Source organism: Geodermatophilus sp. DSM 45219, assembly GCF_900104025.1.
In the GTDB taxonomy this organism is placed as follows: Bacteria; Actinomycetota; Actinomycetes; order Mycobacteriales; family Geodermatophilaceae; genus Geodermatophilus.
Genome location: NZ_FNIQ01000010.1, coordinates 13,507 through 35,766 on the forward strand (window position 1 = coordinate 13,507; position 22,260 = coordinate 35,766).

Sequence of the window (22,260 nt, forward strand, 5' to 3'; positions counted from 1 at the left end):
CTTGGGTCACCCAGTGTTTCTACACCCGTAGAACCAAAACAGGGAGCCCCCATGGCAGCGGACACCGCCGCGAGCACCGTGACCCACCCACTGGCCCAGCTGAGCGCCGCGGACGTGAGCGCCGCCCGCGAGGTCCTCGACGCCGCCGGCCTGGTCGCCGAGTCGACCCGGTTCGTCTACGTCGGGCTGGAGGAGCCGCCGAAGTCAGCGCTGTACGCCGGTGACGCGGTGCCCGACCGCCGGTTGCGGGTGCTGCTGCACGACGTCGCGCGGCCGAACGGGCGGGACGTCGTGGTCTCGGTGGACCGGGGCGAGATCGTCGCCGACCGCGCGCTCGACGCCGCGACCGACGGCCAGCTGCCGGTGCTCGACGAGGAGTTCGCGCTGGTGGAGGAGGTGCTCGCCACGGACGAGCGGTGGCTCGCCGCGCTCGCGGCGCGCGACCTCGACGTCGCCGACGTCCGGGTCGCCCCGCTCTCCGCCGGCGTCTTCGAGTACCCGGAGGAGGAGGGACGGCGGATCCTGCGCGGCCTGGCCTTCCGCCAGGACCACCCCGGGGACCACCCCTGGGCGCACCCGATCGACGGGCTGGTCGGCTACGTCGACGTCATGAGCAAGACGGTCGACCAGGTCATCGACCTCGGTCCGGTGCCGATCCCCGAGGAGTCGGGCAACTTCACCGACCCGGCGGTCACCGGGCCGATGCGCACCACCCAGAAGCCCATCGAGATCACCCAGCCCGAGGGCCCCAGCTTCACCCTCGACGGCAACCTGCTGACCTGGGAGGGCTGGCAGCTGCGGGTCGGGTTCGACGCCCGCGAGGGGCTGACGCTGCACCAGATCGGCTTCGTCGACGGCGGCCGGCTGCGGCCGATCGTCCACCGGGCCTCGATCGCCGAGATGGTCGTGCCCTACGCCGACCCCTCCCCCGTGCGGTCGTGGCAGAACTACTTCGACACCGGCGAGTACCTGGTCGGCCGCTACGCCAACGCCCTCGAGCTCGGCTGCGACTGCCTCGGCGACATCACCTACCTGGACGCCGTCATCGCCGACGAGCGCGGCAACCCGCAGGTGCTGCGCAACGCCATCTGCATGCACGAGGAGGACGTCGGCGTCCTCTGGAAGCACACCGACCTGTGGGCCGGCTCCTCGGAGACCCGCCGGCAGCGCCGGATGGTGATCAGCTTCTTCACCACGATCGGCAACTACGACTACGGGTTCTACTGGTACCTCTACCTCGACGGCACGATCGGCTTCGAGGTCAAGGCCACCGGGATCGTCTTCACCTCCGCCCACCCGGGCGACGGCTACCCCTACGCCTCGCAGATCGCCCCGGGACTCGGCGCGCCGTACCACCAGCACCTGTTCAGCGCGCGGTTGGACATGATGCTCGACGGGCCGACCAACACGGTGGAGGAGCTGGACTTCGTCCGGGTCCCGATGGGTCCGGACAACCCGCGCGGCAACGCCTTCGCCCAGCGGCGGACGACGCTGCGCCGGGAGTCCGAGGCGCAGCGCATGGCCGACCAGTCCGTCGGGCGGATCTGGCACATCAGCAACCCGGAGAGCCGCAACCGCCTCGGCGAGCCGGTCGCCTACGCGCTGCTGCCGGAGGGGCAGCCGGCCCTGCTGGCCGACCCGGACAGCTCCATCTCCCGGCGCGCCACCTTCGCCACGAAGCACCTGTGGGTCACCGCCTACGACCCCGCCGAGCGCTTCGCGGCCGGCGACTTCGTCAACCAGCACGCGGGCGGTGCCGGCCTGCCCGAGTACGCGGCCGCCGACCGGGAGCTCGAGGCCACCGACCTCGTCGTCTGGCACACCTTCGGCCTCACCCACGTGCCCCGTCCGGAGGACTGGCCGATCATGCCGGTCGACCACACCGGCTTCCGGCTCAAGCCGGTCGGCTTCTTCGACCGCAACCCCACCCTCGACGTCCCTCCGAACGCCAGCGCCCACTGCCGCAGCCGCGCAGCCGGCCCCTCCGCCGACACGGCGAGCCAGGACGGGTGCTGCCATGAGTGAGCTCACGCCCACCGCGCCGCCGGCCGCTCCCGGCCGATCGGGCGAGCCGGGCCTGCGCGGCTCGATCGGCGTCGTCGGCATCGTGTTCCTGGTCGTCGCCGCGGCGGCACCGCTGACCGCGATCGGCGGCGCACTGCCGGTCATGCTGGCCATCGGCAACGGCGCGGGGAGCCCGATGGCCTACGTCGTCGCCACCGTCGTCCTGCTGTGCTTCAGCGTCGGGTACGCGGCGATGAGCCGGCACGTCGTCGACGCGGGCGCCTTCTACGCCTACGTCAGCAAGGGGCTCGGGACGCCGGTCGGGGTCGGCGCCGCCGGCCTGGCCCTGCTCACCTACACCGCCATCCAGGCCGCGATCTACGGCCTCGCGGGCGCCACGGCCCAGGGCCTGTCCACCCGGTACGGCGGACCCGACCTGCCGTGGTGGGTGTGGGCCCTCCTGCTGATGGCGGTCGTCGGCCTCCTCGGCTACCGCAACATCGACGTCGGGGCCAAGGTGCTGGGCGTCCTGCTGACCCTGGAGATCGCCGTCATCGCCGTCATCGCCGTCGCCGTGCTGGTCCAGGGCGGCGCCGAGGGCATCGACCTGCGGTCGTTCACCCCGTCGGCGTTCTCCTCCGGCGCGCCCGGCATCAGCATCATGTTCGCGATCGCGTCGTTCATCGGCTTCGAGGCGACGGCGATCTACGGCGAGGAGGCGCGCAACCCCCGGCGGACGGTGCCGGTGGCCACCTACCTCGCCGTCGTGCTCATCGGCGCCTTCTACGCGCTCTCCAGTTGGGCCATCGTGCTGGCCTTCGGCTCCGGGGCCGTGGTCGCCGCCGCCCAGGCGGACACCGCGGGCCTGGTGTTCACCGCGGCCGCGCAGTACGTCGCCCCGGTCGTCGCCGACGTCATGGTGGTGCTCCTGCTGACCAGTCTCTTCGCGGCCCTGCTGGCGTTCCACAACGCCATCTCGCGCTACCTGTTCGCCCTGGGCCGGCAGGGCATGGCCCCCGAGGTGCTCAGCCGGACGCACGTCCGGCACACCTCCCCGCACGTCGGCTCCCTGGCCCAGACCGCGAGCGCGTTCGTGGTGGTCGCCGTCTTCGCGGTGGCCGGCTCGGACCCGGTGCTGCAGCTGTTCACCTGGATGTCGGGTCTCGCGACGGTGAGCATCCTGCTGCTCATGGTCCTGACCAGCGTGGCGGTGCTGGCGTTCTTCGCACGCAGCCGGGTGGACCGCCGGATCTGGCACACGCGGGTGGCGCCGGCCCTGGGCACGGTGGGCCTGCTGGGCGTCGTCGGGCTGGTGCTGGCCAACTTCACCACCCTGATCAGCGGGTCGGCCACCCTGGCCGCCGTGCTGCTCGCGGTGATCGCCGCCGCCTTCGCGCTCGGCGTGGCCGTCGCCCTCACCCGCCGGCCCCGACCCGCCCCGGACCTGGCAGGAGGTGCCTGATCCCGCGTCCGCCCCGCGTCCCCTCGTCGTCCAGACTGGAACGGACGACGAGGGGACGGGAGCGCGGGTGCCGAAGCTGGTGGACCACGAGGCCAAGCGCCGCGAGATCCTCGAGGTGACCTGGCGGCTCATGGCCACCCGGGGCGCGGACGCGGCCACGATGCGCGAGATCGCCCGGGAGGCCGGGTACGCCAACGGCGCGCTGGCGTACTACTTCGCGAACAAGGAAGCGCTGGTCGAGGCGGCCTTCGTCTACGTCTTCGACCGGACCAACGACCGCATCCGCGGGGCGACCGAGGGGTTGCGCGGGCGGGCGGCACTCAGGGCCTTCCTCGTCGAGGTCCTCCCCACGACCGAGGTGACCCGGCTCGAGGCCCGCATCGTCCTCCCCTTCTGGAGCCGGACGGTCGCCGAGCAGCGCTTCGCCGAGCTCAACGACGCGGCGATGCAGCAGTGGCGCCGCGAGCTCGGCGACCTGCTCCGGCAGGGCCGCGAGGACGGCGACGTCACGGTGACGACGCCGGACGACGTGCTGGTCGAGCAGCTGCTCGCCATGGCCATGGGGCTGCAGGTGCTCGCCACGACCCATGGCACGCCCACCCCGGCCGCGACCCAGCTGGCCATGCTCGACGCGTACCTCTCGGGTCTCGCCGTCCGCTGACGGGCTACCGCGCCAGAGGACGGAGGAGAGCGCGCAGTCGGAGCACACCCGCCTGCGCGGCCGCCGGGTCCTCGAGACACACCTGCTGGAACACCAGTCCGTCGACGGCGGCGAACACCAGGTGCACCAGGGCGTCGTCCGCGTCGATGCCCGCAGCCTCCAGCTCGCCGCGCAGCGCCCGTCGATAGGTCGCGTAGACGTGCTCCACGTGCGGGCGCAGCTCCGGCCGGCGCCGGGCCTCGAGGATCAGCTCGTACTGGAACGCCTGGTCGTCGGGGTTGGCCTGGACCATCTCGACGACGCCGGCGAACAGGGCGTCCAGGTCACCACTGCCCGGGTCGGCGCTGATCGATCCGACGCTGTTGGCCAGGGAGAACTCCAGGGCCGCCTCCAGCAGTGCGGCCCGGCTGCCGAAGTGGTGCGCCACCAGACCGTGGGCCACGCCGGCCTCCTGCGCCACCGACCGGTAGGTCAGGTGACGGAGCCCCCTGGTCCCGACGACGTGCACCGCTGCGGCCAACAGGGCCTGCCGCCCCTCCCCGTAACCCGGCGCCGGTCGCGCGGTCACCGCCCCGGTCTCGATCTCGGTCATGTCACCCCGTTCCTCGTCGGTCGACCGTACGCACCGACACGAGCCTCGACGGTCGCGCCCCGGTCTACGAGAGCCGGAAACTGACCACTTGACCAGTTTCCCGACCTCGTGCATCCTCTGTGCCGACGGTCACAACTGTCCATATGGACAGTTCACCCTCCCTCGGCACCTCGCAGTCCGTCGTCCCGATCGGAGACGACCCCTCGTCCCCCGGATGCCCGGTCGCCCCACCAATGCATCCGGACCGCCGCCATCCACCGGAGCGACCATGTCCCAGGCCACGCGCACCCCCGCCCCAGCCGTCGACGACGCAGCCGGCAACCGCCAGCTCAAGCGCGGCGCCATCGGCGTCGTCGGCATCCTGTTCTTCGTCCTGTCGGCCCAGGCCCCGCTGACCGGCATCGGCGGCGCTCTGCCGCTGGCCGTGGCGCTCGGCAACGGTGCGGGCGCACCCGCCGCCTACCTGGTCGTCGGCCTGGTCATCGCCCTGTTCGCAGTCGGCTTCATCGCCATGAGCCGTCACGTCACCGAGGAGGGCGCCTTCTACGCCTACATCGGTCGCGGGCTCGGACGCCGGCTCGGCACCGGCTCGGCGCTGCTGGCGCTGTGGTCGTACAACACGGTCCAGGCCTGCATGTACGGCCTCTACGGCTTCATCGTGTCGTTCCTCGCCGACACCCATCTCGACTTCGCCCCGCCGTGGTGGGCCTGCGCGCTGGTCACGATGGCGGTGGTGCAGGTGCTCGGTTCGCTCGACATCGACCTCGGCGCGCGGTTCCTCGGAGTGCTCGTCGCTGCCGAGATGTCCGTCCTGCTGGCCTTCGCGCTGATCACGCTGTTCACCGGCGGCGGCCCGGAGGGCCTGGACCCCGGCGCCAGCTTCGCGCCGTCCGCGCTGCTCGCCGGCGCGCCCGGCATCGCCCTCACCTTCGGCATCGCGTCGATGTTCGGCTTCGAGTCCACGGCGATCTACTCGGCCGAGGCCAAGGACCCTGCGCGCACCGTTCCGCGGGCCACCTACCTCGCCGTCGGCACCATCGCGCTCTTCTTCGCCTTCGTGTCGTGGATGGTGGTCAGCTCCTACGGCGCCAGCCAGGTCGTCGGCGCCGCCGGCGCCGCGCTCGAGTCCGGTGACGGCACGGTCCTGCTGTTCGCGGCCATCTCGGACGCACTCGGTCCGTGGGCGGCCGAGGTCGGCGGTGTCCTCCTCGCCACGTCGCTGCTGGCCGGGATCCTGGCCTTCCACAACGCCTCGAACCGCTACGTGCACTCCCTGGGGCAGGCCCGGACCCTCCCGCCCGTGGTCGCCCGCACCACGCGCCAGGGTGCACCCTTCGTGGCCAGTGCCCTCCAGACAGCGCTCGCCCTGCTCCTCGTCATGCCGTTCGCCCTGCTGGGCATGGACCCGGTGCTCACCCTGTTCGCCTGGTTCAGCGGCGTGGCCGTCCTGGGGTTGGTCGTCCTCTACTTCCTGACGTCGATCTCCGTGGTCGTGTTCTTCCGTCGGACGAGGCTCGACACCCGGCCGTGGCAGACGCTCATCGCGCCGGTCCTCGCGGCCGTGCTGATCGCCGCACTCGCCGGACTGGTGCTCAGCAACTTCACCCTGCTGATCGGCGGGTCGATGGGCACGGCCGTGCCGCTGGTCCTGTCCGTCCCCGTGGTGCTGCTCGTCGGCGTCGGCCTGGCGTCCGACCGCCGCACGGGCGACGACGCCGGCCCGGCGCCCGCGAGCGCCGGAGCGCCGTCCACGACCCCCACCGCCTGACCCGCCCCGGAAGACGAGGAAGACATGTCCGACCCACACGACGTCGACGTCATCGTGGTCGGCGCCGGCTTCGCCGGCGTCACCGCGGCCCGGGAGCTGCGCCGGCAGGGGCACCGGGTGCTCGTGCTGGAGGCCCGGGACCGCATCGGTGGCCGCACCTGGACCGACACCCGGCTCGGCCGCGACCTGGAGATGGGCGGCACCTGGGTCCACTGGATCCAGCCGCACACCTGGGCCGAATTGACCCGGTACGGGATCGGCGTCGTCCCCTCCCCCGCACCCGTCCGCGGCTACTGGATCAGCGGCGGCACCGTGCACAGCGGCACCGCCGACGACCTGCTCGGCGTCATCGACCGCGGGATGGCCGCCAGCACGGCCGAGGCGCTCAGCTACTTCCCCCAGCCGTACCAGCCGCTGCTCGGAGGCGAGCGGCTCGCCGAGGTCGACGGCCTGTCCATCCGGCAGAAGCTGGAGCAGCTCGGCCTCGGCGCCGAGGAGTTCGACGCCGTCGAGGGGATGTGGGCGACCAACTTCAGCGGTCGCACCGAGGACGGCGGCTACGCCCAGGGCCTGCGCTGGTGTGCCCTGGCCGGCGGCAGCTGGCAGCTCATGTTCGAGGCCTGCGCCACCTACAAGGTCGTCGGCGGCACCCGTCGACTCATCGAGGCGATGGCCGCCGACGCCGGGGTGGAGATCCGCACGAACACCCGGGTCGTGTCGGTGAGCCAGGACGACGGCGGAGCCACCCTCACGCTCCAGGACGGCTCGGTGCTCACCGCCGCGGCGGCGGTCGTGACCCTGCCGCTGGACGTGCTCGACTCGGTGACCTTCGACCCGCCGCTGTCGGAGGGCAAGCGGCGGGCCGCCCACCAGGGCCAGGCGTCCCAGGGCGTCAAGGTCTGGGCGCGGCTGCGCGGGGAGTTCGAGCCCTTCGTCGCCCTCGCCCCGGGCTCGGCGCCGCTGACCCTGTGCCAGGTGGAGTATGCGGAGGACGGCGAGACGATCGTCGTCGCCTTCGGCTCGGTCAGCGACAGAGTCGACGGCACCGACCGCGCCGCGGTCCAGCAGGCCCTGCGCCAGTGGCTGCCCGACGTCGAGGTGCTCGAGGTCGCCAGCCACGACTGGGTCGCCGACGACCTCTCCGGCGAGACGTGGCCGATGCAGCGCGCCGGCCAGCTCACCGGAGCGCTCGGCGAACTGCAGCGCCCCGAGGGCCGCGTCGTCATCGCCGGCTCGGACTACGCCGACGGCTGGGCCGGCTTCATCGACGGCGCGATCGAGAGCGGCATGCGCGCCGGCCGGGACGTGCACGCCCTGCTGACCTCGGTCGCGACCGTCCCTGCCGACGACCCGACCCTCGCCCCGTCCTGAAGAGCGATCACCCGAAGGGAATCCCCGTGGAGCAGCACCTCGTCGAGTTCGTCCACATCCGCGTCCAGGACGGCCAGGAGGCGGAGTTCCTGGCCAGCCGGCCCGGCGCCGTCGCCGCCGTCGCGGCCGCCATCCCCGGCTTCGTGGCCGCACCCGTCATCGCCAAGGGCGAGGACGGGCTGTGGACCGACGTCTGGATCTACGACAGCGTCGAACAGGCAGAGGCGGCCAATGCGAAGGCCGCCGGGATGCCCGAGTTCGGCCGGATGGCGGCCGTCAGCGAGGTCGTCTCGATCGACATGGCCTGGATGCCGGTCGGCTGATCCCGCGCGACGACGGCGCCCGGGCCTGCTCGCCGCGGCCCGGGCGCCGCCGTCTCCACCCCCTTGTGTCGGCCACCACAGCGTCCTATCCTCGAACCAGTAAGTGAACGACTGATCCGTTTATCGAACAGAAGTCGACCTGGAGACCTCCCCATGGCAGCCAAGCCCTTCGCCTCCTCCGCCGACCTCGGCGTCAAGGAGCAGACCCTCGAGGTGCTCGCCGACGGCGTGTACGCCCTGACCGCGGAGGGCGACCCGAACCTGGGCGCCATCGAGGGCGAGGACTTCCTCGTCTGCTTCGAGGCGCTGGCCACCCCGGTCGCCGCCCGTCGCTGGCTGGCCAAGCTGCGCGAGCACACCGACAAGCCCGTCCGCTACCTGGTGCTCAGCCACTACCACGCCGTCCGCGTGCTGGGCGCCAGCGCGTTCGACGCCGAGGTGGTCGTCAGCTCCGAGCAGACCAGGAACCTCATCGCCGAGCGCGGCCAGCAGGACTGGGAGAGCGAGTACGGCCGGATGCCGCGGCTGTTCGAGGAACCGGAGTCCATCCCCGGCCTCACCTGGCCGACGATGACCTTCCGCGACAAGCTGACCATCGAGCTGGGCGGCGACCGCGGCGAGCTGGTGCTGGAGTTCCTCGGCCGCGGGCACACCGAGGGCGACATCGTCGCCTGGCTGCCCGAGCAGGAGATCGTCTTCGCCGGCGACCTCGTCGAGTCCCAGGCCGCGCTCTACACCGGCGACGCGTTCCACTTCGACTGGGCCGCCGGCACGCTCGACCGGGTCAAGGCCCTCGGCGCGCGGCAGCTCATCGGCGGCCGCGGCGCCATCGCCCGCGGCCGCGACCAGGTCGACGCCGCCATCGAGCAGACCCGCGACTTCCTGCTCACCATGCAGCGCACCGTCGGTGCGGCCCACCGCTCCGGCGGCACCCTCAAGGACGCCTTCGCCGCCACCCACGAGGCCCTGGCCCCGGAGTACGGCGAGTGGCCGATCTTCGAGCACTGCCTGCCCTTCGACGTGCAGCGGCTGTGGGACGAGTTCTCCGGCATCGAGCGCCCGGTGATCTGGACCGCCGAGCGCGACCGCCAGGTCTGGGACGAGCTCCAGGGATGAGGCCCCCCGTGACGACACCGGTACTGGTCCTGGGCGCCGGCCCGGTCGGCCAGACCACCGCGCTCCTGCTGGCCCGCTGGGGCCTGCGCGTCGTCGTCCTCGACGGCCGCCCCGAGCGGGACGTGATCGGCAGCAAGGCGATCTGCCAGCAGCGCGACGTCCTCGACGTGTGGGACGCCGTCGGCGTCGGCGCGGAGGTCGCCCGCCGCGGGGTCACCTGGACCACCGCCCGCACCTTCCACCGCGACGCGGAGCTGTTCAGCTTCCGGTTCGCCGACCGCGGGAAGTCCCCGTTCCCGCCGTTCGTGAACATCTCGCAGTGCGAGACCGAGCGGCTGCTCGACGAGCGCATCGCCGCCGAGCCCCTGGTCGAGGTCCGCTGGGGCCACCTGGTCACCGGCATCGGGCAGGACGACGAGGGCGTGACGGTCACCTGTGCGAACGGGGCGACCGTGCGCGGGTCCTACGCGGTCGCCTGCGCGGGGCCCCGCAGCGACGCCCTGCGGTCGGCCCTCGGGTTGACCTTCGAGGGCGAGACCTTCGACGACCACTTCCTGATCTGCGACATCCGGACCGACCTGCCCGGCTGGGAGACCGAGCGCCGGTTCTACTTCGACCCGGAGTGGAACCCGGGCCGCCAGGTGCTCATCCACCCCTGCCCCGACTCGACGTTCCGCGTCGACTGGCAGGTGCCGCCGGACTTCGACCTGGCCGCCGAGGAGGCCTCCGGTGGCCTGGACCGGCGGATCCGGCAGGTCATCGGCGACCGCCCCTACGAGATCGTGTGGAAGTCGGTCTACCGCTTCCACTCCCGGGTCGTCGACCGCATGCGGGTCGGTCGGGTGCTGGTCGCCGGCGACGCGGCGCACCTGGTCTCCCCCTTCGGCGCCCGCGGCCTGAACTCCGGGGTGCTCGACGCGGAGAACGCTGCCTGGAAGATCGCCTTCGTCCTCCGCGGGTGGGCGCCGGAGGCGCTGCTGGACAGCTACCACGACGAGCGGCACGCCGCGGCGCTGGAGAACATCGAGGTCACCGGCGCCACCATGCGGTTCCTGGTGCCCGGCACCGAGGAGCAGGCCCGCCGCCGCCTCGACGTCCTGGAGCGGGCCGCCACCGACCCGCAGGCCCGGGCGCAGGTCGACTCCGGAAGGCTGGCCGAGCCGTTCTGGTACGTCGACTCGCCGCTGACCACGCCCGACGAGCGCCGTCCGTTCCCGGGCCGTCCCGCTCGCGGCGACGTCCCGGTGCCCGCGCCGGGCGTCCTGGTGCCCGACTGCCCGGTCACCGTGCGCGGCCGGCCGGACGTCGTCCGGCTGCGCCAGCTCGCCCGCGAGGGCGTCACCGTCCTGCTCGGGGACGACGCGGCCGCACCGCACCTGCCCGGCCTCGGCGACCTGCCGGTGGCCGTGCACCGCATCGGCGACCTCGACGCCGGCCCGACGCTGCGCGAGGCGCTCGGCGCCCGGCCCGACGACATCTGGGTGCTGCGGCCCGACGGGCACGTCGCCGCCGTCCTCACCCGCGCCACCGACGTCACCGCTGCGGTGGCCCGGCTGCTGTCCCGCCCCGTCCCCAGCCCCGTCCTGGCCTGAAGGAGGCACAACCCATGGCGTTCTACCGGCAGGTGGGCGAGGTCCCACCCAAGCGGCACACCCAGTTCCGCCGTCCCGACGGCGGCCTGTACTCCGAGGAGCTGGTCGGCGAGGAGGGCTTCAGCTCGGACTCCGCGCTGCTCTACCACCGGGGCATCCCGTCGGCGATCGTGGACGCCCGGCCGTGGGAGCTGCCCGACCAGACGCTCACGCCCAACGCGCCGCTGGTACCGCGGCACCTGAAGCTGCACGACCTGTTCCCCGGCGAGGAGCACAAGGCGGTCGACGCGGTGACCGGCCGCCGGCTGGTGCTGGGCAACGGTGACGTCCGCATCTCCTACGCGGTCTCGTCGTCGCCGAGCCCGTACTACCGCAACGCCACCGGCGACGAGTGCGTCTACGTCGAGCGCGGCGCGGCCACGGTGGAGACGACGTTCGGGGCGCTGGAGGTCGGCCGGGGCGACTACGTGGTCATCCCGCGGACCACCACCCACCGCTGGGTGCCGACCGGCCCCGAGCCGCTGCGCACCTACGCGATCGAGGCCAACAGCCACATCGCCCCACCCAAGCGCTACCTGTCGAAGTACGGGCAGTTCCTCGAGCACGCGCCGTACTGCGAGCGCGACCTGCGCGCCCCGGTGCAGCCGCTGCTGGGCGAGGGCACCGACGTGGAGGTCTACGTCAAGCACCGCGGCACCGGCCCGGGCGGGCTGGCCGGCACCGTGCACGTGCTCCCGGAGCACCCCTTCGACGTCGTGGGCTGGGACGGGCACCTCTACCCGTACGCCTTCAACATCGCCGACTACGAGCCGATCACCGGCCGGGTGCACCAGCCCCCGCCGGTGCACCAGGTGTTCGAGGGCAACAACTTCGTGATCTGCAACTTCGTGCCGCGGAAGGTCGACTACCACCCGCTGGCGGTGCCGGTGCCCTACTACCACTCCAACGTCGACAGCGACGAGATCATGTTCTACGTCGACGGCGACTACGAGGCCCGCAAGGGCTCGGGCATCGGCAAGGGCTCGATCTCGGTGCACCCCGGCGGGCACAGCCACGGCCCGCAGCCCGGCGCGGTGGAGCGCTCCCTGGGCGTGGAGTACTTCGACGAGCTGGCCGTCATGGTCGACACCTTCCGCCCGCTGGACCTGGGTGAGGCCGGCCTCGCCGTCGACGACGGGAAGTACGCCTGGACCTGGTCCGGGCGGGGGCCGTCGGCGTGAGGTCGCCGTCCGGCGCGCTGTTCGCCGGGTTGTTCGACGACGCGGCGCTGTTCCCGCCCGGGGACGCGCCGATGGCCGCCGCCGTCCCCGCGCACCGGGAGCTGCGGGCGCGGCTGGGTGACCTGGTCGGGCCGTTCGTCGTCCCGGCCGGCCGCCTCGGCGAGCTGTCCGCCCACCTCGGGGACGGCGGCCCGGTCGGGGTCTCGCTGATCGCGGCGGCCGGTGACCTGCCGGCCGCCGCGGCCCGGGTCGACGCGCACCCGGGGTTGGTGCTGGCCGCCGTCGAGGTGCCGGTCGCCGCGGACGCCGCCACGGCGCGAGAGGCGGTCCGGGTGCTCGACCAGGTGCTGCCGGCCGGCGTGCCCGCGGCGATCGAGGTGCCGCGGTCGGCGGCCCGGGACGGGGTGCTCGACGTGCTGGCCGGCACGGGTCGCCGGGCCAAGCTGCGCACCGGCGGGGTGCGCGCCGCGCTGTTCCCCCCACCGGAGGAGCTCGCGGCCACCCTGGCCGCCTGCGTCACCCGCGGCGTGGCGGTCAAGTGCACCGCCGGGCTGCACTCCGCCGTCCGGCACACCGACCCGGCCACCGGGTTCGCCCACCACGGCTTCCTCAACCTGCTCGCCGCCTGCGACGCGCTCGCCGCCGGCGAACCCGCCGCGGCGGCCGAGCGCTGGCTGCGCCAGGACGACCCCGCGACCCTCGCCGGCGGCTGGTCACCCGACCGCGCCGCCCGCGCCCGCGCCGCCTTCACCTCCTTCGGCACCTGCAGCGTGCTCGAGCCGGTCGACGACCTCGTCGCCCTGGGCCTGCTGCCCTCCCTCGATCGGACCCCCGCATGACGTGGCTCGACCTGCCGCCCGGCACCGGCTTCGGGCTGGACAACCTGCCCTACGGCGTCTTCTCCACCCCGGGCACCGCACCCCGCACCGGGGTGGCGATCGGCGACGCCGTCCTGGACCTGGCCGCGGCCACCGGCGATCGCGTGCACGCCACCGGCTCGCTCAACGCCTTCCTGGCCCTCGGCCCGCGGGCCTGGGCGGAGCTGCGCGCCCGGCTCACCGACTGGTTCACCGACGAGGCCCACCGCGGCGCCGTCGAGCCGCACCTGCTGCCCCGGTCGGAGGTGACGCTGCACCTGCCGGTCCAGGTCGCCGACTACGTCGACTTCTACAGCTCCCGGCACCACGCGGAGAACCTCGGCCGGATGTTCCGCCCGGACTCCGCGCCGCTGACGCCGAACTGGGAACACCTGCCGATCGGCTACCACGGCCGCGCGGGCACCGTGGCCGTCTCCGGCACCCCGGTGGTCCGGCCCAACGGGCAGCGCAAGACCCCCACCGACGACGCACCCACGTTCGGGCCCTCGCAGCGGCTGGACATCGAGGCCGAGATCGGCTTCGTCGTCGGCACGCCGTCCCAGCTGGGCACCCCGGTGCCGCTGACCGCCTTCCCCGACCACGTGTTCGGCGTCTGCCTGGTCAACGACTGGTCGGCCCGGGACCTGCAGTCCTGGGAGTACGTGCCGCTGGGCCCCTTCCTCGGCAAGTCCTTCCTCACCTCGATCTCCCCCTGGGTGGTGCCGCTGGCCGCGCTGGACGCCGCCCGGGTGCGCCCGCCCGCCCGCGACGCGCCGCTGCTGCCCTACCTCGACGACACCGACGCCGGACCCTGGGGCCTGGACATCGCCATCGAGATCCGCCTCAACGGCCACCTCGTCTCCTGCCCACCGTTCGACCTCGTGTACTGGACCCCGGCCCAGCAGCTGGCCCACATGACCGTCAACGGCGCCAGCCTGCGCACCGGCGACCTGTACGCGTCGGGCACCGTCTCCGGCCCGGCGACCGACCAGCGCGGCTCGTTCATCGAGCTGTGCTGGAACGGCACGGAGCCCCTCACCCTCGCCGACGGCACCACCCGCACCTTCCTCGCCGACGGCGACGAGGTCACCCTCACCGCCACCGCCCCCGGCGCCGACGGCGGACGCATCTCCCTCGGCGAGGTCACCGGCCGCATCCAGCCGGCGCCGTGAGCCCGCCCGCTGCACCTCGACACCACACCACTCCCCTCTCACCCACCGGAGCACCGCGTTGACCACGCCCACCGTGACCACCCCTGTGAGCACCACGTCGGACACGCCCACGTACGACAGCCTGCTGTCCGGCATCACCGACCCCGGTGGACGCGAGGTGCTCGACCCGGCGACGGGCGAGGTCGTGGGCCGGGTCGCGGCGGCCGAGCCCCTCGCCGAGCTGCTCTCCCGCGAGCAGGGCAAGCCGCTCAACGGCCCCAACGCCCGCTTCGAGGTCGGCGCCTGCGCCGCCTGGCTGCGCGCCACCGCGGCCACCGAGCTCCCCGGCGGCACCGTGGTCGACGACGAGGACACCCACGCCGAGCTGCACTACCGGCCGGTCGGCGTCGTGGGCGCCATCGGGCCGTGGAACTGGCCGATGATGATCACCGTCTGGCAGGTCGCCCCGGCCCTGCGGATGGGCAACACCGTGGTGGTCAAGCCGTCGGAGTACACCCCGCTGAGCGTGCTGGCGCTGGTGCAGGTCCTCAACGGCGCGCTCCCCGCCGACGTCCTCACCGCCGTCGCCGGCGACCGTGAGGTGGGCGCGCGGCTGTCCGGCCACCCGGGCGTCGACAAGCTCGTGTTCACCGGCTCCACCGCCACCGGCCAGGCCATCATCCGCAGCTCGGCCGACACCGTGAAGCGGCTGACCCTCGAGCTCGGCGGCAACGACGCCGGCATCGTCCTGCCCGACGTCGACCCGAAGGCGATCGCGGAGGGCCTGTTCTGGGGCGCGTTCATCAACACCGGCCAGACGTGCGCCGCGCTCAAGCGGCTCTACGTGCACACCGACGTCTACGACGAGGTCTGCGCGGCGCTCGTCGAGGTCGCGCAGGCCATGCCCATGGGCCGCGGACTCGACGAGCAGAACGTCCTCGGCCCGCTGCAGAACCGCGCGCAGCACGAGGTGGTCGCGCGGCTGGTGAACGCCGCCCGCGACGCCGGCGCGAAGATCCTGCTCGGCGGGGATCCCGACCCCGACGCGGCCGGGCACTTCTACCCGGCCACCATCGTGGCCGACGTCGACGACGCCAACCCGCTGGTCGCCGAGGAGCAGTTCGGCCCCGCGCTGCCGGTCGTCCGCTACGAGGACGTCGACCAGGCCGTGGCCATGGCCAACCGGCTGGACGTCGGCCTGGGCGCGTCGGTGTGGAGCAGCGACCGGGAGGCGGCGCGCGCTGTGGCCGCCCGGCTCGAGGCCGGCACCGTCTGGATCAACTCCCACGGCGGCGTGCACCCGATGATCCCCTTCGGCGGGGTCAAGAAGTCCGGGTACGGGCTGGAGTTCGGCGTCGAGGGCCTGAAGGCGGTGGCCGTGCCGCAGGTGGTCAACGGCTGAGCCCCACCGAGGACGCGGCGCCGCCCCGGGCCGCCGGGGCGGCGTCCCTCCCGTGCCCGCCGGCCGGCCCGGCGCCCGCCGAGGGCGACCGTAGGGTGGGAGCGCACAGTGCACCGGGAGGACGGCGATGGTGGAGGGCAGCGGCGGGGGCACGCCCCAGTCACAGACGCTGGACCGGGGTCTGCGGATCCTCGAGCACCTGGCCGCCGTCGGCGTCCCCCAGCCGATCGCCGAGATCGGCGCGGCGCTGGACCTGCACCGGTCGATCACCTACCGCCTGCTGCGCACCCTGGAGGACCACCAGCTGGTCGAGCGGGACCCGGCCGGTCACTACCGCCTCGGTCTGGGCATGCTCGGCCTCGCCCGGGGCGTGCGGACCGACCTCCAGTCCGCGGCGCTGCCCCGGCTCGACGCCCTGGTCGCGGAGCTCCGCATGACGGCGTTCCTGGTCGTCCGGGCCGGCGACGAGGCGGTCACCGTCTCCAGCGTGGAACCGCACGACTCCCCGGCGCACGTCGTGTACCGGCCGGGCATCCGGCACCCGGTGGACCGGGGCGCACCCGGCCTCGCCCTGCTCATGCCCGAGGCCGCCTCGCCCGACGACCGCGAGGCGCTCCGCGAGGCCCGCCGGGTCGGGTGGGCCGGGTCGCACGGCGAGGTGATCCCCGGGGTCCGGTCGATCGCCGCACCCGTGCTCGGGCCCGACGGTGGTGCCCGCGCCGCGCTGGCGGTGGTCTTCGTCGACGAGGGGGCGGACACCGAGCGGATCGGCCGGGCCGTCGTCCGCTCCGCGCAGCAGGTCGGCGCCGCGCTGAGCTGACAGGACCCCCGCCCCCCATCGGCAGCAGGCCCCGGCTCCCTTGCAGGGTCCCGCCGCGAGCTCGCGAGTGGCGGAGGGCGAGGGGGTCCTCCCACTGCAGGGGCCGCGCTGAGGAGTTGCCGCGCCGGGCCGGCTCCGTGACGGCCCGGACCAGCCGGCCCGGCCGGCCAGGGCGCGGCTCGTGGGAAGACGCCCTCCTCGGGCGCGCACGTCCTCGGGTGCCCGGGCCACCTGGTCGAGCGTGTGCTCGCGGGTGGGGAGCTCGTCGAGCTGGAGCCGGTCGGCCCGGCACGTGCGCAGTGGATCGGGCACGTCGTGGCGGGGGTTGCCCCGATCGCCGACCGTCCGTCAGACTTGCTCCGCAATAACTGAACGCTCGGTCGGGAAATCGCGCCCGACACGTCCGAGGAGTGCCGATGTCCCACGGGTCCACCGAGGTCTTCCTGGTCGACGGGGTCCGCACCCCGCAGGGCCGGTACGGGGGCGCGCTGGCCGCCGTCCGCCCCGACGACCTGGCCGCGCTCGTCGTCGGTGAGGCGCTGCGCCGGTCGGGTGCACCGGCGGACGCGGTCGAGGAGGTGGTCCTCGGTGCCGCCAACCAGGCCGGGGAGGACAACCGCGACGTCGCCCGCATGGCGGTGCTGCTGGCCGGGCTGCCGGACACCGTCCCCGGCTACACGACGAACCGGCTCTGCGCCTCCGGGCTGACCGCGACCGCCTCCGCGGCGGCCGCCATCCGGGCCGGGGAGCTGGACCTCGCGATCGCCGGCGGCGTCGAGTCGATGACCCGCGCCCCGTGGGTCATGGCCAAGCCGGGGGCGCCGTGGGCCAAGCCCGGCGAGGTCGCCGACACCGCGCTCGGGTGGCGGTTCACCAACCCCGCCTTCACCGCCCACGACGAGGCGGTCGAGCACCCGGAGGACCCGCGCACCCGGAAGATCACGCTGTCGATGGGCGAGACGGCCGAGGAGATCGCCGCGCTCGACGGCCTCACCCGCGAGGAGTGCGACGCGTTCGCCGTCCGCAGCCACGAGCGGGCGGTGGCCGCGCAGGACGCCGGCCGGTTCGCGTCGGAGATCGTCCCGGTGGCCGTGCGCGGGAAGGAGGAGACCGTCGAGGTCACCGCCGACGAGGGACCCCGCCGCGGCTCGTCCCTGGAGAGCCTGGGGAGGCTGCGGCCGGTCTTCCGCTCCGGGGGTGTGGTCACCGCCGGGAACAGCTCCCCGCTGTCCGACGGCGCCGCCGCGCTCGTGCTGGCGAGCGGGACCGCGCTGGAGCGGTACGGCCTGACCCCGCGGGCCCGGGTCGTGGTCGGCGCCAGCGCGGGCGTGGCCCCGAACGTCATGGGTCTCGGTCCCGTCCCGGCGGTGGAGAAGGCGCTGGCCAAGGCCGGGTGGGACATCGGCGACCTGGACGCCGTCGAGCTCAACGAGGCCTTCGCCGCCCAGTCGATCGGCGTGCTGCGCCGGCTGAAGGTCGACGAGGAGGTCGTGAACGCCGACGGCGGGGCGATCGCGCTGGGTCACCCGCTCGGCTGCTCCGGCGCCCGGCTGCTGGTGACCCTGCTCGGCCGGCTGGAGCGCGAGGGCGGCCGTCGCGGCCTGGCCACCCTGTGCGTGGGCGTGGGCCAGGGCGTCGCGATGCTCGTGGAGACGGTGTGAGCGGCGTCCCCGGGCGGGTGGCCGTGATCGGTGGCGGCCGCATGGGCGCCGGCATCGCGCAGGTGTTCCTCGCCGCCGGGGCGCGCGTCGCCGTCGTCGAGGCCGGCGGCGAGGCCGCCGAGGCCGCCCGCGAGCGGGTCGCCGGCGGGCTGGAGCAGGCGGCCGCGCGGGGGAAGCTGGACGGGGACCCCGGCGAGGTCCTCGGCCGGCTGACGCTGCTCGAGACCCCCGCCGACCTCGGCCGGGACACCGACCTGGTGATCGAGGCCGTCCCCGAGCGGGCCGACCTGAAGGCCGAGGTGCTGGGCGCGGCAGCGGCCGCCGCCGGTCCCGCCGCGGTGCTGGCCACCAACACCAGCTCCCTGTCGGTGGCCGAGCTCGCCGCGGCGGTGGAGCGCCCCTCGCGCTTCCTGGGGATGCACTTCTTCAACCCGGTGCCGGCCTCGAAGCTCGTCGAGCTCGTCGTCGCGCCGGAGACCGACCCGGTGCTGGTGGACGCCGCCCGCGGCTGGGTGGGCGCCCTCGGCAAGACGGGCATCGTCGTGCGGGACTCCCCCGGCTTCGCGTCCTCCCGCCTCGGCGTGCTGCTGGGCCTGGAGGCCATCCGGATGCTCGAGGAGGGCGTCGCCGACGCCGAGGCCATCGACACCGCCATGGAGCTGGGCTACCGCCACCCGATGGGCCCGCTGCGCTCGACCGACCTGGTCGGCCTGGACGTCCGGCTGGCGATCGCCGAGTACCTGCACCGGACCCTCGGCGAGCGGTTCGCCCCACCGCAGCTGCTCCGCGACAAGGTGGCGGCGGGCGATCTCGGCCGCAAGACCGGGCGCGGCTTCCACACCTACGACTGAGGGAGGTCGCACCGGTGGACACCGCCGCCCTCGTCGACCCCGCCACCTACGAGACCGGACCGCCGTTCGAGCTGCTGCGCCGGCTCCGGGCCGGGACCCCGGTGAGCTGGGTCGGGGAACCCGCGCTGCACGGCCAACCGGCCGGGCCGGGGTTCTGGCTGGTGCTGCGGCACGCCGACGTGGAACGGGTGCTGCGCGATCCGGCGACGTTCTCCTCGTGGCTGGGCGCCACCCAGGTCCGCGACGCCGCCGACCTCGCCTGGGTCCGCCGGATGATGCTCAACACCGATCCGCCGGACCACTCCCGGCTCCGCCGGTTGCTCACCCGGTCGTTCACCCCGCGGGCGGTCGCGGCCCTGACCGCCTCGATCGAGGCGACAGCGGCCGACCTGGTGGACCGCGTGGTCGGCGGTGCCACCGAGGGCCGGTGCGACTTCGCCAAGGACGTCGCCGCCGACCTGCCGCTGCTCACCCTCGCCGACGTGCTCGGCGTGCCGGCCCAGGACCGCTGGCTGATGTTCGACTGGTCCAACCGGGTGATCGGCTGGCAGGACCCCGACTACGCCACCTCGGCGGCCTTCGACGGCACCGGCGGGACGGCGATGGCCCGCGCGGCGGTCGCCCTGCGCCCGGCGCCCGGCCCGGACGGGCGGATGCCCGACCCGCGCACCCGCGCCGGCATGCCCGACCTCTACGGCTACGCGCGGCTGCTGGCCGAGGAGAAGCGCCGCTCCCCTGGCACCGACGTCATGTCGATCCTGCTCGCCCAGGTGGACGAGGACGGCGGCCAGGTGAGCGATGACGAGTTCGAGAACATGTTCTGGCTCTTCGCCGTGGCCGGGAACGAGACCCTGCGCAACGGCCTGCCGGGCGGGCTGATCGCGCTCCTGCAGCACCCCGACCAGCTGGCCGCGGTCCGCGCCGACCCCTCGCTGCTGCCCGGCGCGGTCGAGGAGGTGCTGCGCTGGTGGACGCCGGTCATGGTGTTCCGCCGGACGGCCACGGTCGACGTCGAGCTGTCCGGGGTCCGCATCCGGGCCGGCGACAAGGTGGTCGTCTCCTTCACCTCGGCCAACCGGGACGAGGCGGTGTTCGCCGAGCCGGACCGCTTCGACGTCCGCCGCTCCCCCAACCCGCACCTGACCTTCGGGCACGGCCCGCACTTCTGCCTCGGCGCGCAGTTGGCCAGGGTGCAGATGCGGGCGCTGTTCGCCGAGCTGCTGCGCCGCACCGGCACGCTCGAGCTCGACGGGCCGCCGGCGCTGCTTCGCTCGAACTTCCAGCGCGGGGTCAAGCGGCTGCCCATCCGGTGGACGGTCGCCTGACCCCGCACCTGGTCAGCTGCCGGACGAGGGGGGCCAGGTCTTGGCGACCATGGTGAGGACGTCGTAGGTCGCCACGGGGGCACCCTCGGTGTCGACGACGACGGCGTCCCAGCGGACCTCGCCGTGGTCGGCGCCCCCGCGGGGGGTGATCTGCTTGGCGGTGAGCGTGACGGTCAGCTCCTCCCCCGGCTTGACCGGCGTGAGGAACCGCAGGTTGTCCACCCCGTAGTTGGCCAGCACCGGGCCCGGGTCCGGGTCGACGAACAGCCCGGCCGCCCAGGAGACGATCAGGTACCCGTGCGCCACCCGGCCGCCGAAGAGCGGGTTGGCGCGGGCGGCCTCCTCGTCCATGTGGGCGTAGAAGGTGTCGCCGGTGAACTCGGCGAAGTGCTCGATGTCCTCCAGCGTCACCGCCCGCGGGCCGGCGGTGACCGAGTCGCCGATGCGCAGCTCGGCCAGCGACTTGCGGAACGGGTGCACCCCGTCGTCGGTGCGCCGGGCGCCGGGAACCCAGCGGCCGCCGATCGCGGTCAGCACGTCCGGCGAGGCCTGGACCGCGGTGCGCTGCATGTGGTGCAGCACGCCGCGGATGCCGCCGAGCTCCTCGCCGCCGCCGGCCCGGCCCGGTCCCCCGTGCACGAGCACCGGCAGCGGGGAGCCGTGGCCGGTGTTCTCCGCGGCGTCGTCGCGGTCGAGCACCAGGACGCGGCCGTGGGCGTGCGCGGCGCCGAGCACGAACTCCCGGGCCACCGCCTCGTCGTGGGTGACCAGCGAGCCGACCAGGCTGCCCTGGCCGCGGGCGGCCAGCTCGACGGCGTGCGCGACCCCGTCGTAGGGCAGCACGGTGCTGACCGGGCCGAACGCCTCGACGTCGTGCGGCTCGGCGGCGGTCAGGTCGTCGCAGCGCAGCAGCATCGGCGGCAGGAAGGCGCCGCGGTCGCGGTCGGCCCCGACGACCTCGAAGTGCTCGGGGTCGCCGGCGACCAGCTCGGCGACGCCGCGCAGCGCCTTGACCGAGCGCAGCACCTCCTCGCGCTGGTCGAGGCTCGCCAGGGCACCCATGGTCACGCCCTCGGCGCCCGGCGCCCCGACGACCACGTCGGCGAGCCGCTCCCGGGTGGCCTCGACGACGTCGTCCACCAGCTCGCGGGGGACCAGCGCGCGGCGGATCGCCGTGCACTTCTGGCCGGCCTTGACGGTCATCTCGGTGACCAGCTGGTCGACGAACAGGCCGAACTCGGGGGTGTCCGGGGTGGCGTCGGGCCCGAGCACCGAGCAGTTGAGCGAGTCGGCCTCGGCGTTGAACCGCACCGAGTTCGCGACGACGGCGGGGTGGCTGCGCAGCTTGCGGGCGGTCGCGGCCGACCCGGTGAAGAACACCAGGTCCTGGCCGGCCAGCCCGTCGAGCAGGCCGGTCGCGCTGCCGGCCAGCAGCTGCACCGAGCCCTCCGGCAGCAGGCCCGACCCGACGATCTCCCGGACGACCGCCTCGGTGAGGTAGGCGGTCTGGCTGGCCGGCTTCACCACCGTCGGCACCCCGGCGAGGAAGGCCGGGGCCAGCTTCTCCAGGAAGCCCCAGACGGGGAAGTTGAAGGCGTTGACCTGCACGGCCACGCCGCGCATCGGGGTGTACAGGTGCTGGCCGGCGAAGGTGCCGCGCCTGCCCAGCGGCTCGACCGGGCCGTCGAGGACGACCGTGTCGTCGGGCAGCTCGCGCCGGGCCTTGGACGCGTAGGACAGCAGCGTGCCGAAGCCGCCGTCGACGTCGACCGCGCTGTCCCGGTCCGTGGCGCCGGTGCGGCGGGACAGCGCGTAGAACGCGTCCTTGCCGGCCATCAGCCGCAGGCCCAGCTGCTTGAGCAGACCGGCCCGCTGGTGGAACGTCAGCTCGCGCAGCGCCGGCCCGCCGACGGTGCGGGCGTGGTCGAGCATGGCGGCCACGTCCAGGCCGGTGCTGCTGATCCGGACGACGGTCTCGCCGGTCACCGCGTCGGCGATCGGCGTCCCGTCGTCGGGCGCGGCGTACCACCGGCCGGCGACGTAGCTCTCGAGCAGGGGTGCGGTCATCGGGGCTCCTCGGCGGA

At 74.1% G+C, this 22,260-nt stretch carries 18 protein-coding genes; 16 read left to right on the top strand and 2 right to left on the bottom strand.

Annotated elements, in window-relative coordinates; translation table 11 throughout:
• The first annotated feature begins 51 nt into the window (after positions 1-51).
• The 3 genes from BLR12_RS23325 to BLR12_RS23335 all read left to right on the top strand — a co-directional run bounded on the left by BLR12_RS23325 (position 52) and on the right by BLR12_RS23335 (position 4,127).
• Entirely contained in the window at positions 52-2,025 is a 1,974-nt protein-coding gene (locus BLR12_RS23325) for a primary-amine oxidase (RefSeq protein ID WP_091382996.1), read from the top strand.
• Positions 2,018-3,466: an APC family permease gene (locus tag BLR12_RS23330; RefSeq protein WP_091382999.1), complete on the top strand. Its 1,449-nt coding sequence runs from the start codon at positions 2,018-2,020 to the stop codon at positions 3,464-3,466. The genes BLR12_RS23325 and BLR12_RS23330 overlap by 8 nt, the downstream gene beginning before the upstream one ends.
• A 67-nt stretch (positions 3,467-3,533) precedes the next feature.
• A complete protein-coding gene (locus BLR12_RS23335) occupies positions 3,534-4,127 on the top strand; it encodes a TetR/AcrR family transcriptional regulator (protein ID WP_091383000.1) in 594 nt (197 codons plus the stop codon).
• A 4-nt stretch (positions 4,128-4,131) separates the two neighbouring features.
• Here the strand turns inward: BLR12_RS23335 and BLR12_RS23340 are convergent, their stop codons facing one another.
• Positions 4,132-4,719: a TetR/AcrR family transcriptional regulator gene (locus tag BLR12_RS23340; protein ID WP_091383002.1), complete on the bottom strand. Its 588-nt coding sequence runs from the start codon at positions 4,717-4,719 to the stop codon at positions 4,132-4,134.
• A gap of 268 nt (positions 4,720-4,987) precedes the next feature.
• On the opposite strand from BLR12_RS23340, the gene BLR12_RS23345 reads away from it, so the two are divergent.
• From BLR12_RS23345 to BLR12_RS23405, 13 genes are all read left to right on the top strand, one after another.
• Positions 4,988-6,487 (top strand): APC family permease, encoded by a 1,500-nt coding sequence (locus BLR12_RS23345; protein WP_091383004.1) that lies wholly within the window; start codon positions 4,988-4,990, stop codon positions 6,485-6,487.
• A gap of 24 nt (positions 6,488-6,511) precedes the next feature.
• The gene (locus tag BLR12_RS23350; RefSeq protein ID WP_091383007.1) at positions 6,512-7,858 is read left to right on the top strand and encodes a flavin monoamine oxidase family protein; all 1,347 of its coding nucleotides are present in this window, start codon (positions 6,512-6,514) and stop codon (positions 7,856-7,858) included.
• A 26-nt stretch (positions 7,859-7,884) separates the two neighbouring features.
• Complete coding sequence (locus BLR12_RS23355) at positions 7,885-8,181, top strand: hypothetical protein (RefSeq protein ID WP_091383009.1); 297 nt, start codon at positions 7,885-7,887, stop codon at positions 8,179-8,181.
• A gap of 153 nt (positions 8,182-8,334) precedes the next feature.
• Positions 8,335-9,297: an MBL fold metallo-hydrolase gene (locus tag BLR12_RS23360; protein ID WP_091383011.1), complete on the top strand. Its 963-nt coding sequence runs from the start codon at positions 8,335-8,337 to the stop codon at positions 9,295-9,297.
• 8 nt (positions 9,298-9,305) lie between these two features.
• Positions 9,306-10,889, top strand: coding sequence for an FAD-dependent monooxygenase (locus BLR12_RS23365; RefSeq protein WP_218120804.1), 1,584 nt, complete (start codon positions 9,306-9,308; stop codon positions 10,887-10,889).
• A 14-nt stretch (positions 10,890-10,903) separates the two neighbouring features.
• On the top strand, positions 10,904-12,109 hold the full coding sequence (locus BLR12_RS23370; protein ID WP_091383016.1) for a homogentisate 1,2-dioxygenase: 1,206 nt from the start codon (positions 10,904-10,906) through the stop codon (positions 12,107-12,109).
• Positions 12,106-12,948: a hypothetical protein gene (locus BLR12_RS23375; protein ID WP_255363732.1), complete on the top strand. Its 843-nt coding sequence runs from the start codon at positions 12,106-12,108 to the stop codon at positions 12,946-12,948. The genes BLR12_RS23370 and BLR12_RS23375 overlap by 4 nt, the downstream gene beginning before the upstream one ends.
• Positions 12,945-14,138: a fumarylacetoacetase gene (gene fahA / locus BLR12_RS23380; RefSeq protein WP_091383022.1), complete on the top strand. Its 1,194-nt coding sequence runs from the start codon at positions 12,945-12,947 to the stop codon at positions 14,136-14,138. Before BLR12_RS23375 ends, fahA begins: the two co-directional genes overlap by 4 nt.
• Before the next feature lie 85 nt (positions 14,139-14,223).
• Complete coding sequence (locus BLR12_RS23385; RefSeq protein WP_091383023.1) at positions 14,224-15,519, top strand: aldehyde dehydrogenase family protein; 1,296 nt, start codon at positions 14,224-14,226, stop codon at positions 15,517-15,519.
• A gap of 127 nt (positions 15,520-15,646) precedes the next feature.
• Entirely contained in the window at positions 15,647-16,339 is a 693-nt protein-coding gene (locus tag BLR12_RS23390; protein WP_091383025.1) for an IclR family transcriptional regulator, read from the top strand.
• Positions 16,340-16,755: 416 nt separating this feature from the next.
• A complete protein-coding gene (locus BLR12_RS23395; RefSeq protein ID WP_091383027.1) occupies positions 16,756-18,000 on the top strand; it encodes a thiolase family protein in 1,245 nt (414 codons plus the stop codon).
• Entirely contained in the window at positions 17,997-18,851 is an 855-nt protein-coding gene (locus BLR12_RS23400) for a 3-hydroxyacyl-CoA dehydrogenase family protein (RefSeq protein WP_091383028.1), read from the top strand. Before BLR12_RS23395 ends, BLR12_RS23400 begins: the two co-directional genes overlap by 4 nt.
• Positions 18,852-18,865: 14 nt before the next feature.
• Positions 18,866-20,176: a cytochrome P450 gene (locus tag BLR12_RS23405; protein WP_091383030.1), complete on the top strand. Its 1,311-nt coding sequence runs from the start codon at positions 18,866-18,868 to the stop codon at positions 20,174-20,176.
• Positions 20,177-20,188: 12 nt separating this feature from the next.
• On the opposite strand, the gene paaZ is transcribed toward BLR12_RS23405, so the two are convergent.
• A complete protein-coding gene (paaZ, locus tag BLR12_RS23410) occupies positions 20,189-22,243 on the bottom strand; it encodes a phenylacetic acid degradation bifunctional protein PaaZ (protein ID WP_091383032.1) in 2,055 nt (684 codons plus the stop codon).
• Positions 22,244-22,260 lie beyond the last annotated feature (17 nt).